Below are 17,408 nucleotides of genomic sequence, written 5' to 3' on the forward strand. Positions count from 1 at the left end.
ACATGTTCAATTTTCTTACCTTGAAAGGTAGAAACGAAAAACGATGAAGAAACTACTTTTACTCTTATTTCTTTGCTCCTCTTCTTCTTTTGGGCAAGAGAAGTTTAGAACAAGCATTGAGACGGACAGTCGGGCCATCAGAACAGATGTGCCTATGACCAATTCGATCAAAAAAGCCTTTGAAGCTGGTACTCGAGATTTTACTGGGAAGCCGGGGCCTAACTATTGGCAATTGGAAACGGATTTTGTCATTGATGCGAAATTGGATCCTTCAACTCAGACCATTACAGGTACGGAGACCATTACCATTCATAATAATAGCAAAGTTGATCTACCTAATTTAGTCCTTCGATTGGATCATAATATTTTCCGTGCGGATGTGCCAAGGGGTTCTTCTACTCCTGCTGAGCAAACAGAAGGAATGGTAGTGACTTCCATCAAAGTGAATGGGACTTCTATTGATCTGGATTTGCCGCCAGCAAGAAGAAATGATCCTCCTGCTTTGAGAGCGAGTAATTTGACAAAAACTGTGGCTTATATCACTTTGGAAAAACCAATTCCTGCAGGAAGCACTGGGGAATTGGAAATTAGCTGGCATACCAAATTGCCGGGAGGAACAGCAGGAAGAGGCCATAGAATGACCCAGAGATTTGACAGTACACTTTTTCAGCCTACGCAGTGGTTCCCGAGATTGGCGAAATATGATGATTTGAGAGGTTGGGAAACAAGCGAGTATTTAGGGCCAGCTGAGTTTTTTAACAATTTTGGAAAGTTTGATGTGTCTTTGACAGTACCTGCTGGATGGATTGTAAGTGGTACGGGGGTTTTGCAAAACCCTGAGGAGGTTTTGACGCCGACTGCTATTCAAAGATTGTCTACCGTTTTGGGTACTGATGAGGAGGTGACTATCGTCAGCCAAGAAGAAAATGGACCGGGAAAAAGCACTAAAAATGGAGAAACTCTGACCTGGAGATTTTTGGCAGATAAGGTGAATGATTTTGCTTGGGCTACTTCAGATAGATTTATCTGGAAAGCTACCCGGGCAATGATTCCTGAAAAAGGAGCGATTCCTATTCATATGGTCTTTATTCCTGAGCGTGCTCAATATTTTGAACATGCAGGGGAAAGAGCCAGACATGCTTTGGAGTTTTATTCTTCCCTTTGGGTACCCTATCCATTTCCTCAACTGACCATGCAAGATGGGCCCAGCGCAGGTATGGAATACCCAATGGTAATCAATTCAAATCAAGGTGCTGCAGATCATGAAGTGGCTCACCAATGGTGGCCTATGATGGTTGGTACAAACGAAACTCGCTATGGCTGGATGGATGAAGGTTTCAACCAATTTATGAATATCCTCTCGGGAGCGGATAGCAAAGGTGTTCCCTTCGATTTGGACAGATGGGGGCAAAGCTACGGAAGGATGAGTGGGAACGAAGATGAAGCTCCTTTAATGTGGTCTGCAAACAATGCAGGAAGTGGCTATGGATACCAGACTTATTTGAAAACTCCCTTGATGCTTTCTATGCTTGGAGGAATCGTAGGAGATGATGCGGTGATTGCCGCTATGAAAAAATATGCTGCCACTTGGGCTTTCAAACATCCATCACCTTGGGACTACATGTTTTTCATGGATCATGCTTTGGGAGAAAACCTGGGTTGGTTTTGGTATTATTGGTTGTTTACTACAGAATCTGTAGATGGATCGATAAAATCAGTCGAGGTAAATTCTGATAAGACTATAGTTACTGTGAGACAAGATGGGGAAATGCCTTCGCCAATTATTCTTCAGGTGGAATATGAAGGTGAAATTGGTGGAGTTTCTGAATTGGAAAATGCTGTGATGATTAGTCCAAATACCTTAGAGTTTTCTTATCCAGTGGATGTGTGGCTTGATGGAAAGCGAGAATATAAGGTCGAAATCCCTAATTTGAAATCTATCAAAAAGATCACTTTAGATCCCCACAATAGATTTCCTGATAAGGACGTAACTGACAATACTTGGTCAAAATGACAAATAAAAAAAGGAGCCATCAAGGCTCCTTTTTTTTATAGCAATACTTTTTTGAGTATCTCATCATTGATGGGTTTTGGAAGAAATCCGAGTATCTCTTCGAATTCATCTACCCTTTGTTGATCAATGGGATCAATGGAACTACTCATGATATAAATTTTGTAGCGATTCTTAATCTTTGAGTCTAATACCTGGAACTTATTCAAAAAGTGCCAACCGCTATAAACAGGCATGGATAGATCCAAAAGGATTACTGAATTTCCATCAGAATTATTGGAAGTGTATTGAAAAATTTCTTCCCCATCATGAAATGAAACCACCTCTATTGAAATTCCAGCTACCAAAAGATATTTTTTGACTAAAAAATGGACAAGAGGGTCGTCATCTACCAAAATCAATCGGTGGTATTGAGAGGAGATAGACATAGATAGGGGCTGGTGGGTGTTAAGGTTTAATCCTAATTGGTAAAATTAGAGAACAATCTGATTTTTTAAATTACAAATTTTACAAGACTAAATAGAATTATTAAAATGCTTTTTACTGTATTTGTTTGGAGAGTTGGCTTATGAGATTCTAATAATGGGCTAAAGCTCTCTTTTTGAGTTGCTTTTGGGTAAAAATCCAATCAAAATTTGAATAATCATTCAATTGTGGAGGATTTGTATTTTTTCAAATCAAAAAGTTTAGGATTTATATACAAGTTTTCTTAAACTAGAATTCAACTTTTGTTAACACTCCTGCCAATATTAAGTCGTGTTAATTGAAGAAATGATTGAATAGACCCTGTTTAGGCCGATTTTTCGGTGCTTAACCTTAAATTAATTCACTTTTTCGTAAAGTCTTTTTAACTCTTTAGGAACAGTGAAAGTATAGCTTTGGTAAAAATTTTTAACAAAAAACAATTCTATTTCAAAACTTCTACTTCAAATGACTGCTAAAACAAGGATTTGGCAAGGAATGATGGTAGCCTGTCTACTGTTCGTTCTTAATTTTTCCTACGCCCAACAAGTCCGGGTAACAGGAATCGTGACAGATGCAAATAATGAGCCCATGCCAGGGGCTACGGTAATGGTAAAAGGCACCACTCGTGGTACTGTAACAGGTATCGATGGTGACTATTCCATTGAAGCTTCACCTTCAGATGTATTGATTTTTTCTTTTGTTGGGTTCGAAACAACTGAAAGAACAGTAGGGAACGCAACTAAAATAGACGTAAGCCTTTCTGAAGGTCTTGCCCTAAATGAGGTTGTTGTAACTGCCTTGGGTGTGGAAAGAGAAACTAAAGCCTTGGGGTACTCAGTTCAGGAGGTAGATGGTGATCGATTCACTGAAGCTCGTGAAACCAACGTGATCAATTCATTGAGTGGGAGAGTAGCAGGTGTTCAGATTACTAATAGTTCTTCAGGTTTGGGCGGTTCTAGTAGAGTGACCATTCGTGGGGAATCCTCTTTGAATATCAATGCCAACCAACCGCTTTTCGTAGTGGATGGTGTGCCTATTTCAAATAATGTGATTGGCTCCTCAGGTTCTGGTAACCAAGAAGTGGATTATGGTAATGCTGCTGGTGAAATTAACCCGGATGATATCGCTTCCATGACTGTATTGAAAGGTCCAGCTGCTGCCGCACTTTATGGGTCAAGAGCTGCAAATGGTGCGATCTTGATTACTACCAAATCTGGAAAAGGTAAAAAAGGTTTGGGAGTGACAATCAACTCCAATACAACCTTTGACAATCCTTTGAGATTGCCACAGTGGCAAAACAAATATGGACAGGGTAACAACGGCCAATTTGAGTTTGTGGATGGAGCTGGTTCTGGTATTGCGGATGGTGTGGATGAAAGCTGGGGTCCTGCTTTGGATGCTGGATTGATGATCCCTCAATTTGATTCTCCAAGAAACGTAGATGGATATAGAGGTGGTGATTTGAATGCTCCTGCAGGAAGTACTATTACAGCAACTCCTTGGGTGCCTCAACCAAACAATATCAGTGATTTCTTTGAGACTGGCGTAACGCTTTCAAATAACGTTTCCATTGCTGGTTCTAATGAAAATGCCAATATCCGTCTATCTTGGACGAATTTGGATCAGAAAGGTATTGTTCCAAATACTGACTTGAAGAGAAATACACTTGCCTTGAATGGTGGTATCAATGTAACTGATAAGTTGTCTATTAACACTGCGGTAAACTATCAAAGAACCAATAGTGGAAACAGACCTAATATTTCCTATGGTACGGAAAACTTGATGTATTTGTGGATTTGGTATGGTAGACAATTGAATACTGGAAACCTTAGAGACTATTGGATGAGGGGTTTGGAAGGGGTTCAGCAGTTCAACTACAACTACAACTACCATGACAACCCGTATTTCAACGTATATGAAAATACCAATGGTCAGGCGAAAGATAGAATCTTCGGAAACGTATCAGCGACATACAAGTTCACAGATAAGCTAAGCTTGATGTTGAGAACTGGATTGGATACTTACAATGAATTGAGAGATAGAAAAAGAGCATTCTCTACTCAAAGATTCCCTAAGGGTAACTACAGAGAGGATAATGTGTTCTTCACTGAGCAAAACTCAGATTTCTTGTTGACTTATTCTGAGCATACCAAGCCAGTATGGTCTTATAGTATCGCAGTAGGTGGAAACCAAATGAGACAGGAAAATAGATACCTGCAGACCGTAGCGCCTCAGTTGTTGATCCCTGGAATCTATAACTTCACTAACACAGCGGTAAACCTTCAAGTTAACCAGTACAATTCTGAAAAGAGAATTAACTCTTTATATGGATTTGGTCAGATTGGTTACAAAAACATCTTGTTCTTGGACGTAACAGGTAGAAATGACTGGTCTTCAACTTTGCCAGTGGGTAACAACAGCTACTTCTACCCATCTGCTACGATGAGTGCAGTGATCTCTGACATGGTGAAAATGCCAAGCTTCATTTCATTCTTGAAAGTGAGAGCAGCCTATGCTGAAGTTGGTAATGATACCAATCCATATGCCTTGACTAACGTGTTTAACTCAGGAACTGCTTGGGGATCTGTTCAGACAAAATCTGAATCAAGTACTCTTTCTAATGCGACTTTGAAGCCTGAAAAAACTGGTTCTTTCGAAACAGGTTTTGACTTGAGATTCCATGATGACAGATATGGTTTGGATTTCACCTATTTCGATAACAGAACCAGAAACCAAATTCTTCCAATCACTTTGGATATTGCGACAGGTTATTCTTCTAGAATCATCAACGCTGGTGAGGTTCAAAACAAAGGTATCGAAGTGATGTTTAGAGGTGCTCCAGTAGTGAATGCTGATGGATTCAACTGGAATTTCATGGCTAACTTCACCAGAACTAGAGGTTATGTATTGGAATTGACGGAAGGTCTAGATACATACACTCTAATCGGTAGAAACGGCGCAAATATTCAAGCGAGAGTCGGAGAAAGAATGGGTAATATCTACGGTGTAGGTTTCGCGAGAGTGGAAGATCCTTCTTCTGAATATTACGGTCAAATCATCCACAACACCACTGGGACTCCACTTCGTGATTCTGAATTGAAGCCTCAGGGTAACTATAACCCAGACTGGATGCTTGGATTGCAAAACAACTTTAGCTACAAAGGTCTTTCTTTAGGTTTCTTATTTGATTTCAGATATGGTGGAATCGTAGTGTCCAGAACCAAAACAATCGGATCTACATCTGGTCAGTTGGAAGAGACTTTGTATGGTCGTGAAAATGGATATGATCTTGAAGTTGAAGGAAATGGTATCATCAGCCCAGGTGTGGTAGAAAATGCTGACGGAACTTATTCCCCTAATACTTTCAAAGTATCTTCTAGAAACTGGCATAACCGCTACTACGAAAGAAACAACGTAGAGGCAGCCAAATATGACGCAACTTTCTTGAAGTTGAGAGAAGTAACTATCGGGTATACTATTCCAAGATCAGTTTTAGGAAATCTTCCTATCCAAAGTGTTAAGCTTTCACTAGTAGGTAGAAACTTGGCTCTATGGACTGAAAACCCACATTTCGACCCTGAAACCATGGCTATGAGTGGTGGTTCTTTGATTCCTGGTGTGGAAGATATGGCTTTGCCATCTACCCGAAGTGTAGGATTTAACTTAAATGTGAAATTCTAATCTGAATCAGCTAAAAAGACAATAATCATGAAATTCAATACAAAATATATTTCTGCTTTTTCTCTTGCTTTAGCATTGGGATTGAGCTCTTGTGATAAGGATTTTGAGGAAATCAATATGAACCCTAACAGTCCTGAGACTGTATCCTCTGATCTTTTGTTGCCAAATATCATTCGATCCACTACCAATGAAATCGCTGGAAGTGCTTGGGGAACTGGAAACATTGTCATGCAGATGACTGCCAAAATCCAGTTTACCAGTGAAGATAGATATAACTGGGGACCATCTGGTGACCCTTATAATAACTTCTATAACTCCATGAGAGATCTAAATAATGTGATTTTGATCTCTGGAGAAGCTAATCAGCAAAACTATGTTGGGATAGCTAAAATCATCAGAGCAAACTTGTTCTCTTATATGTCTGATGCGTATGGAGATATTCCTTACTCTGAAGCTATTCAAGCAAAAGAAGGAGTGAACTATCCGAAATTCGATACTCAGGAGTCCATTTATGCTAGTATTTTGAGTGAACTTGCTGAGGCTAACACCCTATTGGGTAGTACCTCTGAGCAAGTGAGTGGAGATATTCTTTTCAATGGTGATATCGAAAGATGGAAGATGTTCGCAAACTCATTAAGACTAAGAATCTTGATGAGATTGTCAGATAGACAAGATCCTTCTTCAGCTATGCAGGCTATTTTGGATAATCCTTCTCAGTCTCCAATCTTCACTGGTATCGAAGATCAAGCAGCTTTGCAATATTTGCAAGATGTTCCAAATCAGCATCCATTGTATACCACTCGTTCTGGATCATTTGATGAATACAGATTGAGTGAAAAGATGGAAGGTGTTTTGAAAGATTTGGATGATCCTAGATTGTATGCTTATGCACAACCAACCAATGATTCCGGTGCTGGAATCATCGGTGAACTAGATGATTATCAAGGCGTACCTAACGGACTTGCAGATGAGGAAGCTTTAGCTTATTCTCCATCTGGAGATCCTGCAAAAGGTGGATCTAACTTTATCTCAAGAGTAGGTTTGTTGTGGTCATGTTCTGCATGTACTTCTCTTGCAAATCCTACCGGTGCTCAGGCGATGTTGATGAGCTATGCAGAATTGCAATTCGTTTTGGCTGAAGCTAGAGAACGAGGTTTCATCACTACAGGAACTGCAGAAGAGTATTATATGAATGGTATCAAGGCTTCTTTTGCATACTATAAAGAGAGATATGAAATGATCAACCTTCCTCAGATTGCTGAGAAATTGGATGTGGCTGATTCTTACTTTACTCAAGCAGATGTAGCTTATACAGGTACTACTGATGAGAAGCTTTCTAAAATCGGAACTCAGAAGTGGTTGGCATTATTCTTCACAGGTTTGGAAGGATGGTATGATTGGAGAAGAACAAATTATCCAGAAATTTTGCCTGGACCAGCAGCCTATATCAGCTCTGTTCCGGTAAGATATATGTATCCTACTAGTGTGCAGGCGCTGAATAAGCAAAACTACTTGGATGCGATTGCTCGTCAAGGAGAAGACGCTATCACCACCAAAGTTTGGTGGGATGTAGATTAATATCGATAACACCACCTTAAATCAATTGAATCCTGCAAGACCTCTGTTTTGCAGGATTCTTTCTAATGACTCAAATGAAAAAGATTTATTTAATACTCACTTTCTGTTTATTGGGACAATTGACTTGGGCCCAAAATGATTACAAAACCGAAAACGTTATCCTTATCACCTTGGATGGGATGAGATGGCAGGAGATATTCAAAGGAGCGGATTCTTTGATGGTAGATGATACTGGAATGATTCAGTCTCAGGGATCACTGCTCAATGATTTTTGGAATGTAGATCCTATAAAAAGAAGGGAAATGTTGATGCCTTTCTTTTGGAATACTATTGCTAAGCAAGGACAGCTTTATGGAAATCGTGCTTATGGGAATCAGGTAGATAATGCCAATAAAATGTGGTTCTCTTATCCTGGATACAATGAAGTGCTTTCTGGATTCGCAGATGACGAAAGGATTGATTCCAATGACAAAATCAATAATCCGAATAAAACTCTTTTGGAATACCTGAATCAGAATGATGCCTACAAAGGAAAAGTGATGGCATTCGGTTCTTGGGATGTGTTCCCTTACATTATCAATGAGGAAAGAAGTGGTGTTCCCGTAAATGCCGGGTTTGATTTGGCTGAAGGAGATGATTTAACGGAGGTAGAAAAGACCATCAACAGTCTACAGCAAGAGATCAGAGGACCATGGGGAGGAGTGAGATTGGATCCATTTACGCATCATTATGCTTTGGAAGCTATTAAAAAGTATCAGCCAAAGGTCTTATATATCTCTTATGGCGAAACAGACGATTGGGCTCATGGCAACAAGTATGACCAGTACATTTGGTCAGCAAAGCAAACAGACGCTTTTATCAAAGAGATTTGGGAAACCGTTCAGTCCATGACTCAATACAAGGATAAAACAACGATGATCATCACTACTGACCATGGTAGAGGAGTTACTAAAAGAACTTGGAGAGGTCACGGAGATGAAGTACCTGAAGCAGGTGAAATTTGGATCGCAGCAATGGGACCTGATACTCCAGCAACCGGAGAGATGAAAGTTCAAGGGCAATGGCATTCAGCGATGATTGCAAGAACTATCTTCCAATTGCTTGGTATGGAATATCCTGATGCGAAAGCTGAAAAGGTGATTCAAGAAATGATCAAATGAAAAAGTATTCTTTATTCTTTCTGATTTTGGTTGCTTTTGCATGCAGTCAAGAAGAAAAATCTGCCTCTCCAAGTTATGGGGAGGCATTTTTTTCGAATAACGAGTTTAATGCATTGTGGGCAGACCTTTCAAAATTCTCAGTGGCAGCATCTCCTTTGGAATTGAATTGGGAATTTTTGGGAATGGATTCTATCCCGGGAATTGATCGGGAGCTCCCTGAAAATCTTAACGGAGTTCCTGTTGATTTGCCTCATAGATTGGGGAATGCCAACCACTCTTTTTGGTACAAAACAAAGGTTACTTTGGGACATGGATTCTTAAATGTCCATGCCGATGATGGAGCTCAACTGTGGGTGAATGGCAAAAGAGCCAGACGATCTCCTTTGGGAGAATTTTTCGAGATTTCTCAAACAGGAGAATTGGAATTGGTAGTGAGAGTCGTTAATAATGCCATGGCTGGTGGTCTTCGGGGACTTTATTGGTTGAATCAATCTGATTTTTTAGACTGGAAGGACCGGGTAGCTCAGGCCCAGGATTCTTTGCTTTCTCTTAGAAAAAATGAATTATTTTTGGGTAAAAAAGAGGAGGATTTGGATTCTTATCCAATTCTATTTTCAAGTCCGGTTTTGATTTTGGGAACTGATGGAAGCTATTATTTAAGATGGATCAGTGAAAAGCCAGGAGTAGCTATTTTGGATTTTGGAAAAGGGGAAAAAGTGGAGATAGAGTCAAAGGATGGGGTTTTTACCTACGAAATGAAAGAGCCTAGCCTCTTCTTTACTTTAAGACAAGAAGATTCCAATTTGGGTGATTTTATTTTTCAGATTCCTCAAGAAGAAGAGAGTCTTAAACTGGCTGTTTGGGGTGATTCTCAAGGAGGCTGGGATACCTTTCTGAATTTTTCTAAAGATATCGCCAATGAAGGGGTCGATTATTCGATTGGCTTGGGTGATTTGGTCAATGATGGTTCTGAAGAATGGGCTTATGAACGCTTCCTAGAATCAGCCTCGAATATGAATACTATTCAGATTCCCGTGCCTGGAAATCATGATTACGATGGCTATTACGAAGATTTGTTTCCAAAAGCATTAAAAAGTAAAATTTTCAGGGAGAATGAATTGACTTATGGGGTGAATTATGTTGGTCCAATGGCATTGATGCGAGTGGATCCCAATACATTTTTTCCCGTTTCCCTACCCGAAGGTTCAGAACAGTTCAATTGGTTTCAATCAGTCATCAATTCTCCAGAGTGGAAGGAAAAACCATGGAAAATCATTGCTTTGCATCAACCTCCCTATTCTCAGGGTTGGCCTGGATATAAGGGTGAGCAAAGCATTCGCGATCTATTGGAGCCTTATTTCCACCAAGGATTGATTGATGTGGTGATGGCTGGGCATACCCATGATTATGAGAGACTGAGTCAGGAATTTTCTGGGAATAAGGTTCAGTTCTTCATTTTTGGAGGAGCAGGAGGTGGATTAGAACCAAAAGGAGAAGATTCCCCTGAACCTCAAATGGATGAATTAATCAAAGAACATCATGTGGGGATTTTGAATCTGAATTCAACTGAATTGAAGCTTTCTGTCATGGGTAAAAAGGGAGAAATCCTAGATTCATATTCTGTGTCTAAGTCTCAATAAATTGATTTATAGTATTTTGTAAATGAATTGCTACCTGGTTCTAATTGGGTGGCAATTTTTTTAATCTTTTTTCAATTTCCCATAGGGGTAAGCTTCTCTTGAGTTGTCATATTCTAAAAAGAATGCAAAGTCTTATCTTGTGGGAAAGAATTCTGTTTTTCCATGCAAGGCCAGAAACCAGCCGACTTTTCAGAAATCCAAAAAGGAGATATGCAGGCATTTGAGCGGGTGTTCAAAGAGCACTATGACGGATTATGCCGTTTTGCGAATTCTTATTTGCTGGACGTTGATGAGGCAGAGGAGGTGGTTCAGGGGACTTTTATTGGCTTTTGGGAGAAAAGAGAAAACCTTCAAATTGAGACTTCTCTGAAAGCTTACCTGTATCGTAGTGTGAGAAATTCTTGCCTCAATGAAATCAAAAGGCAAAAAGTTCGTCAGGTTCATGCTCAGGCTGTCCTTCAGGAAGAGGTTCAGGTGGCTGAAGCTTCGGATCATGATGCACTTAAAATGGAACTGGAAGATCGGATTCATCATGCTATCCAAAAACTTCCAGAGCAGTGCAGGTTGATTTTCAAGATGAGTCGATTTGAAGAATTGAAATACCAAGAAATAGCGGATCAACTAGGATTGTCCATCAAAACGGTGGAAAATCAGATAGGCAAGGCCTTGAAAGTGCTAAGAGAACAATTGAAAGATTATTTACCGATGATCATTGTCCTGATGAAAGGATTTCTAGATCTATGAGCGAACAAGAAAAAGAACATATAGAAGATCTGATCGGGAAATATATTCTCAATGAAGCTACTCAGCAAGAGAAAGCTGAGGTGGAGGCATGGGCCCAGCTCAATTCAGAAAATGAGAAGTACCTGAAAGATTCTCAATTGATTTTTGAGAAATCTCAGATACCGTCTTCTCCAAAATTCAATGCAGATAAGGCTTGGGAAAAAGTACATCCTCAGCTAGATATTCCAGGGAAAAGGCATGTTTTCATGCAGCCTTTCTGGAGAGTTGCTGCTGGATTGGTATTGATAGCTTCATTGGCCTATATTTTTTACACCCAGCTTAATTTTGTAGAGGAGCAGGTATTCATCAGTCAAAATGAGGTTGTGACCCAAATCTTTGAAGAGGAAGCTGAAGTGACATTGAATAAAGATTCTGAGGTAAAAGTGGCTTTCAACTCCAGAAAGAAAACAGGAGTCATTGACCTAAAAGGAGAGGCGACAATCAGTATATCTGAGGATAAAAAAGCCTCTTGGTTAGTTGAGGCTGGCGAATTGAAAATCCTAGATATCGGTACTGTTTTCCATGTCAGAGCTATTCCTGAGGAGGATCATGTTGAAGTTTCAGTTTTTGAGGGATCTGTTCAGTTTTTTACCGATGAGCAGGAAGGTATTCTTTTGGAATCTGGTGAAAAAGGTCGCTTTGATAAGGCAACTCAGCAATTTTTTAAAGATGAAGCCAATCCAAATGTGATAGCTTACAAAACAAGGATTTTCGAATTCGAGGATCTTCCTCTTCAAGAAGTTGTAGATCAACTCAATCAGGTTTATCAGCAAAGTATCAGATTAGAAGGTCCAATTGGTAATTGTCCAATCACCGTAAATTTTGAAAATGAAAGTTTGGAAACAGTACTTTCGATCATTACAGAGACAATGGGCTTGGATTTGGATGAGTCTGGCGATGAAATTGTTCTTTCTGGAGAAAGTTGTTTTTAAATTGAAGGAGTCAAAATCTCTATGAAAGGATACTTTTTAAGTCTTTGCCTGATCTGTCTGTGTGCTTTTGTAAAAGTCTATGCCCAGCAAATTCCTCTTTTGGAAAAAAGAGTCAGCATGAATGTGGCAAATCAGCGAGTTGCTAATTTTCTGGATGATCTTTCCAAAGAGGCAGGATTGGTCTTTTCTTATAGCAGTTCGGCGATTGATGTAGAACAGTCTTTTTCTGGCAATTTTGAGCAACAAAGCGTTAGGGAGATCTTGGAGGAAGTCTTTCAGGGCTCTGTTCAATACAAGGAAAAGGGGATTTATGTGATTTTGACACCTGCGCCAATTTCGAAAAAAGAGGTGACTGTGAGCGGTTATGTGGTCGATGAAAATACGGGAGAGAGAATCCGAAATGCCACAGTTTACGATCCGATCACTTTGCAGTCTTCTGTGACGGATGAATACGGTTTTTTCGAAATTCAGGTGAAAAATCACGATCAGGAAGATTTTAAGCTGATTGTCAATAAGGCAAGCTATTCTGATACGATGCTGGTTTCTTCCAATAAGAATCAGTTTTTCCAGAATATCTTTTTGAAACTGGACCCCAAGAAAATCCTGACCGCAGTCGATAGTCCTGAAAAATGGAAGTTTTGGAAACTGAATAAAGACAAAGAACCCGCTCAGAATATTACTAACCTGAGTGATACCATTCATCGAGACTTTCAGGTTTCTTTCGTTCCATTTGTCGGTACCAATAGGAAACTAAGCGGAAACGTAATCAATGATTATTCATTGAACATTCTGGGAGGCTATTCTGCAGGAACCGAAAAGGCTGAAATTGGAGGTTTGTTTAATATGAACCGGGGAGATGTTGGGAAGTTTCAGGGGGCTGGAATATTCAATTTCACGGGAGGAGATTTGAAAGGATTCCAGGTGTCAGGGATTCTCAATATGAATCTGGGAAATGCAGAAGCAGTTCAGGGATCAGGGTTGGTAAATTTCAATTTGGGCGATGTGAAAGGTGCTCAGGTTTCAGGATTAGTCAATGCTGCAGGAGGAGATTTGACAGGCTTTCAGGTTTCTCCAATAGCTAATTATACCCATCGAAAAATGGAAGGTTTGCAGGCATCCGCAATTTTCAATGGAGCTAAAGAGGTGAAAGGAACGCAGATCGGACTATTTAACTATGCAGATACTGTTCAAGGGGTATCCATTGGTTTGATTTCCTTTGTGAGAAAAGGATATCATAAAGTGGAACTCGGAGCAGATGAAATGCTGCCGATTAATTTTTCTTTTAGGACAGGAACGCGGGCATTTTACAATATCCTTTCTGTAGGAATCAGACCAGAAGAAACAGATTCAGTTACTTGGGCATTTGGATATGGGATAGGGACCTCTCCAAGGTTAGGGAAAAAGACCTTCTTGAACATAGAATTGAGTTCTCAGCAAGTTAACAAAGGCTATGTAAATGCCTTGAATTTGGTGAGTAGAGCTTATTTAGGGTTTGATTATCAAATAAGCAAAAACTTTGGGGTTTATGCCGGACCAACTTTAAACTGGAGGTTGTACGATAATTCTTATGACTATCACCCAGATTTATTCACCTACACTGATCCTAAGATTTTCTCCGAGCATGAGTTTGCCGCCAATGATTGGGCAGATCAGTTTTGGTTTGGAGGAAGATTAGGGATTCGCTTTTTTTAAATAATTGAATGAGAGACAAAATGGAAAAGGAACTAAAAGCAGAATTGCTTGAAACACTTGAGCTAAGATTCAACAAAAATCCCCAAAGGCATTCCGGATTGGACTGGAAGCTAGTTTTGGAGAAACTGGAAGCGAAGCCTTCCCTTTTGGATTCTTTATTTTTGATGGAAGAAACGGGTGGAGAACCGGATGTTGTGATCTTTAATTCAAGTACTGAAGAATTTTCCTTTGTGGATTGTTCCAAAGAAAGTCCTATTGGAAGAAGGAGTTTTTGCTATGACCAGGAGGCATTAGAAGCCAGAAAGAAATTCAAGCCTGCAAATTCCGCAATGGCATTGGCTCAAGAGATGGGAGTTGAGCTTTTGAATGAGGTACAATACAAAGAACTTCAGGAATTGGGTGAATTTGATTTGAAAACTTCCAGTTGGATCATCACACCTCCAGCTATCCGCAATTTGGGTGGAGCACTTTTTTGTGATCGGAGATACGATCATGTTTTCACATATCACAATGGCGCAGATTCCTATTATGCTGCAAGGGGCTTTCGGGCAATATTGAGCTTGTAAATTTTTGGGCTTAGTCCATTTTACTATTTTTTTTATTTCCCACGCAACCAATTCGTAAATTCCCTTGTATGGGCTAATGCAAGCTTGGGAATGTGAAATCTGAATTTCTTGAAAAGAAAATCTGGCAAGGCCTGGTGGAGAAAAACCGAAAAGACCAGGAGGTACTGTATAGAATCTATTACAGTTATGGGATGAGTATATGCCTACGGTATACCACAACCCGCGATGAGGCAAAAGAAATTCTCCATGATGGATTTATGGTATTGTTTTCTGATCCGAAAAAATTTGACCCCAAGCAGCCGTTTAAACCTTGGTTCAGAAAAGTACTAGTCAATAGATGCATCAATTCCTTCAAGAAGCACCTGAGGAATATTTCAGAAGAAGGAGGAGTAGAATTAATTCCTGACTTAAGAGATGATCAGCCAAACGCTCTTGAGAACCTTCAATTTGAAGAATTGGTGATGTTGATTCATTGCCTTCCTCCAGCTTACAGGGCTGTTTTCAACCTTTATGTACTGGACGGTTTTAGCCATGAAGAGATTTCAAAAATGCTCGGGATAAGTATAGGGACTTCGAAATCGAATCTATCCAGAGCAAGAGAAAAATTAAGAGAAATGTTAAATCCAAAAATCCATGAGCGAAAGACTCTCAGACAATAGGGATGAGGAATTGGATAGAATCCTGAGGGAAGTATCTGATTCAGCAGATATCCCCTTTTCTGAAGAAGATTGGGGGGAAATGAAATCCCGCTTGGATTTGGACTCCAGACCAGCTGGTTTAGGTTGGTTTGCTATGGGGATGGCGTGGCTTGGATCGATGGGAATTGCTTTATCTATTGCCTTACTCATCTGGAATTCCCCGAAAGAAATAAAGGGTAATACTGATATTTCTTCTACTAATGGGATCGAAAGTATTGAGAGTAAGAATTTGAATCGAGAATCTCAGATAGACGAAAATTTGGAGCTTTTATCTGATTCGATTAAAGTCTCAATACCTCAGCAATCGCTGGGATTTTCGGAAAGTGCCACAAGCGCTGAAAAAATGGTAGTTATTGTCTCTGAGAAAGAGAATGAATATGAAAGTAATGCCGAAACAAAGATTGGGATTACAGAAAATAAGGAAGTAACTCAAGCAAATTCGGATGAAATACCCAAGTCCCAAAATGAGTTAGGTTTTTCATCAGAGGAATCTGACGAAAAGGAAATTGAAGAGCCAATCGTCGTGGCTGAAGCCGAACCGGATACTGTAGAGGAGGATTTTGATCAGGAAAAAAATAAGGATAAGAAAGAAAGGTTTGGGGGAAAGTTTAACCTCTCTTTTCAGTTGGCTCCTGATCTGAGTGGCGTCAAACTGGATCAATTTGGGAAAGCTGGAAATATGATCGGAATAGGCGCCGAATACTTTGTCAAACCTAGGCTAAGTATTTCAAGTGGTGTTTTTTATTCTTATAAACCCTATAGTGCCAATGAGGGGTATATGATCGGTTATGGAAAGCAACCCAATTCTGTATTTGGTGAATGTGATATTCTGGATATTCCTTTAAATCTTCGGATTTATCCTTTTGAAGGGAAAGTCCAAAGGGCTTTTGTAGGCTTGGGACTCTCTTCTTATTTGATGCTGAGCGAATACTATGAATTGGAGTATTATGGCTATGGTGCCAATGATTCATACACTCAAGAATTGGAAGTAAAAGGTAAAAACAATCACTTTTTTGGGGTTGCAAATTTCAGCATAGGCTACGAACGAAAGTTAGGAAAGACTTTGAGTATCCAAGTTGAACCGTATTTCAAGGTCCCTTTGAATGGGGTAGGAGAAGGAGATATTTCTCTAAAAAGTACCGGACTGTTCGTGGGACTTAAATTCTATCCAAGTGGCATAAATATCCGCTAATCCAAATTTTATAACTCATTCGTACATACCTGAAAAACCGGGTATGCATGGAACCTATTTGTCAAAATCTAAAAATGAAATCTAGTATGAAAACGCAAAAAATTCTCACAAAGCAACTGATTGCAGGCATGGTTAGCTTCGCTTTCCTTTCGATTGTACTTATTTCTTGTTCCTCAGAGTCAGAGGATCAGGTTCCTGCACCTTCTGCAAATAAGTGTGAAGACAGCAATGTCTCATTAGTCAATGATATCATCCCCATTGTGGAGCAAAATTGTGCTGTGGCAGGCTGCCATGTTTCTGGAACAGGTCGAGTTGACTTCACTGTAAAGACTAATATTATTAGCAATGCAAGTCAGATCAGGACCAATACACAGGCTGGATCTATGCCCCCAGCAAGTTCGGGTCGTTCTTTGACCACAGCTCAAAAGGACGAGATTTTTTGTTGGGTGACTAATGGGGCAAAGGATAACTAGGCCATGAAACGCTTGCTTTTTCTTTTAATTTTCTTGTTTCACCTGATGCAGGCTTTGGGGCAGCAGATGAATTCGCAGTCCGGCTATGTCAAGTTTTTTAGTGAGGCCTTAGTAGAGGACATTACAGCCGAAAACAAGAATGCAAAAGCTGTTTTTGATGCCCAGTCTGGGGAAGTGGCATTTTTGGTTCCTATCAGTGATTTTGAATTCAGAAAATCATTGATGAAGGAGCATTTTAATGAGAACTATATGGAGTCCGAAAAGTATCCCAATGCTGTTTTTAAAGGGAGAATTGAAGGAGTAGATCTGGAAAAGGGACAAGGGACAGCCCTAGCAAAGGGGACGTTCACCATTCATGGAGTCAGTAAGGAAGTAGAGATTCCAGGGACTTATTCGATGAAAGAAGATGTCTTGATCCTAGAGTCTATTTTTTGGATCGTACTAGAAGAATATGAGATCGAAATTCCCCGATTGGTATTCCAGAATATTGCTGAGAAGGTGGAGGTGACTATAAAATTTGAACTGAAATAACGATGA

Annotated in this window: 14 protein-coding genes; 13 read left to right on the plus strand and 1 reads right to left on the minus strand. The window is 39.8% G+C overall.

The genetic code is table 11. The features are described from left to right. Positions 1-43: 43 nt before the first annotated feature. Positions 44-2,014, plus strand: a complete 1,971-nt coding sequence (locus tag BUF13_RS17565; RefSeq protein WP_073573115.1) for a M1 family metallopeptidase — start codon at positions 44-46, stop codon at positions 2,012-2,014. 35 nt (positions 2,015-2,049) lie between these two features. Here BUF13_RS17565 and BUF13_RS17570 read toward each other — a convergent pair whose 3' ends face one another. Continuing rightward, complete coding sequence (locus BUF13_RS17570; RefSeq protein ID WP_073573116.1) at positions 2,050-2,439, minus strand: response regulator; 390 nt, start codon at positions 2,437-2,439, stop codon at positions 2,050-2,052. Between the two features lie 502 nt (positions 2,440-2,941). Here BUF13_RS17570 and BUF13_RS17575 point away from each other — a divergent pair. From BUF13_RS17575 to BUF13_RS17630, 12 genes are all read left to right on the plus strand, one after another. Continuing rightward, positions 2,942-6,157: a SusC/RagA family TonB-linked outer membrane protein gene (locus BUF13_RS17575; RefSeq protein ID WP_073573117.1), complete on the plus strand. Its 3,216-nt coding sequence runs from the start codon at positions 2,942-2,944 to the stop codon at positions 6,155-6,157. Between the two features lie 27 nt (positions 6,158-6,184). Further along, on the plus strand, positions 6,185-7,735 hold the full coding sequence (locus tag BUF13_RS17580) for a SusD/RagB family nutrient-binding outer membrane lipoprotein (RefSeq protein WP_073573118.1): 1,551 nt from the start codon (positions 6,185-6,187) through the stop codon (positions 7,733-7,735). 74 nt (positions 7,736-7,809) lie between these two features. Then, positions 7,810-8,895, plus strand: coding sequence for an alkaline phosphatase family protein (locus BUF13_RS17585; RefSeq protein WP_073573177.1), 1,086 nt, complete (start codon positions 7,810-7,812; stop codon positions 8,893-8,895). After that, positions 8,892-10,535, plus strand: coding sequence for a metallophosphoesterase family protein (locus BUF13_RS17590; RefSeq protein ID WP_073573119.1), 1,644 nt, complete (start codon positions 8,892-8,894; stop codon positions 10,533-10,535). The genes BUF13_RS17585 and BUF13_RS17590 overlap by 4 nt, the downstream gene beginning before the upstream one ends. A gap of 162 nt (positions 10,536-10,697) precedes the next feature. Continuing rightward, entirely contained in the window at positions 10,698-11,279 is a 582-nt protein-coding gene (locus BUF13_RS17595) for an RNA polymerase sigma-70 factor (protein ID WP_073573120.1), read from the plus strand. Next, complete coding sequence (locus tag BUF13_RS17600; protein ID WP_073573121.1) at positions 11,276-12,250, plus strand: FecR family protein; 975 nt, start codon at positions 11,276-11,278, stop codon at positions 12,248-12,250. The genes BUF13_RS17595 and BUF13_RS17600 overlap by 4 nt, the downstream gene beginning before the upstream one ends. Positions 12,251-12,271: 21 nt before the next feature. After that, the gene (locus BUF13_RS17605) at positions 12,272-13,942 is read left to right on the plus strand and encodes a carboxypeptidase-like regulatory domain-containing protein (protein ID WP_073573122.1); all 1,671 of its coding nucleotides are present in this window, start codon (positions 12,272-12,274) and stop codon (positions 13,940-13,942) included. Between the two features lie 20 nt (positions 13,943-13,962). After that, positions 13,963-14,508: a DUF4256 domain-containing protein gene (locus tag BUF13_RS17610; protein ID WP_243839762.1), complete on the plus strand. Its 546-nt coding sequence runs from the start codon at positions 13,963-13,965 to the stop codon at positions 14,506-14,508. 92 nt (positions 14,509-14,600) lie between these two features. Next, the gene (locus BUF13_RS17615) at positions 14,601-15,167 is read left to right on the plus strand and encodes an RNA polymerase sigma factor (RefSeq protein WP_073573124.1); all 567 of its coding nucleotides are present in this window, start codon (positions 14,601-14,603) and stop codon (positions 15,165-15,167) included. Then, on the plus strand, positions 15,142-16,398 hold the full coding sequence (locus tag BUF13_RS17620; RefSeq protein WP_073573125.1) for a hypothetical protein: 1,257 nt from the start codon (positions 15,142-15,144) through the stop codon (positions 16,396-16,398). The genes BUF13_RS17615 and BUF13_RS17620 overlap by 26 nt, the downstream gene beginning before the upstream one ends. An 86-nt stretch (positions 16,399-16,484) precedes the next feature. Further along, positions 16,485-16,871 (plus strand): 2-polyprenyl-6-methoxyphenol hydroxylase, encoded by a 387-nt coding sequence (locus tag BUF13_RS17625; RefSeq protein ID WP_073573126.1) that lies wholly within the window; start codon positions 16,485-16,487, stop codon positions 16,869-16,871. A 3-nt stretch (positions 16,872-16,874) separates the two neighbouring features. After that, on the plus strand, positions 16,875-17,402 hold the full coding sequence (locus BUF13_RS17630; protein ID WP_073573127.1) for a YceI family protein: 528 nt from the start codon (positions 16,875-16,877) through the stop codon (positions 17,400-17,402). Positions 17,403-17,408 lie beyond the last annotated feature (6 nt).

The sequence above is a fragment of the Algoriphagus zhangzhouensis genome, from assembly GCF_900148515.1.
GTDB classification, from domain to species: Bacteria; Bacteroidota; Bacteroidia; order Cytophagales; family Cyclobacteriaceae; genus Algoriphagus; species Algoriphagus zhangzhouensis.